Origin of the sequence: Phyllobacterium phragmitis, from assembly GCF_002980495.1 — a bacterium.
In the GTDB taxonomy this organism is placed as follows: domain Bacteria; phylum Pseudomonadota; class Alphaproteobacteria; order Rhizobiales; family Rhizobiaceae; genus Paramesorhizobium; species Paramesorhizobium phragmitis.
Genome location: NZ_PVBR01000082.1, coordinates 1 through 586 on the forward strand (window position 1 = coordinate 1; position 586 = coordinate 586).

Below are 586 nucleotides of genomic sequence, written 5' to 3' on the forward strand. Positions count from 1 at the left end.
ATTGCCGGCATGCCCATCGACGGTATCCGGTGTGGTCGAACCAGTATGGGCGCCATCGCGCTGGGCGCTGAGTGCAATTCAATTGCCGCTGCGTGCAAAAATGAGCGCCGGCAGTCGAACTGTTCCGAATCCCCGGCTACAGCCGAAGAAGCATTGGTCACGCAAGCGAGATCGCGCACTCTTGCAGTGGTCGACGCGATGAGCTTGGGTGCGCTATAAGAGTGTGGGGGAGAAATTAATTGACCGAACATTCTGTCGGTGAGCAAAAGCCGATTCCGAGCTTTCAATTCTCAACAGAATCCATCGCGGCAAATGAGCAGTTCGATTGCTACCGCGATTTCATAATGCCGTTGTCCGATGTCGAACCTCTTGCACCCTCCGGCAGCGGTTTTCGCGCGCGTGCGCGCGTTTATGATATGGGCGCGCTCCAACTGGCTTCAATGTATAACGATCCTGCGGCCTTCAGTTATTCCAGAAAGCATATGCGTCAATTTGGAATGGAACATTGGAGTCTGAACCTCATTACAGAAGGTGGCATAAGTTACGCGTCCGGAAATGGTCTGAAGGGCAGTTCAGGGGATATGTA

2 protein-coding genes are annotated in these 586 nt (G+C 53.4%); both read left to right on the top strand.

Features of this window, described 5'->3' with window-relative positions; genetic code table 11:
* Window positions 1-219: hypothetical protein (locus C5748_RS28730; protein ID WP_210204486.1), on the top strand; the 219-nt coding region annotated here is incomplete at its 5' end.
* Window positions 220-239: 20 nt separating this feature from the next.
* Window positions 240-586: S8/S53 family peptidase (locus C5748_RS27420; RefSeq protein WP_146119656.1), on the top strand; the 347-nt coding region annotated here is incomplete at its 3' end.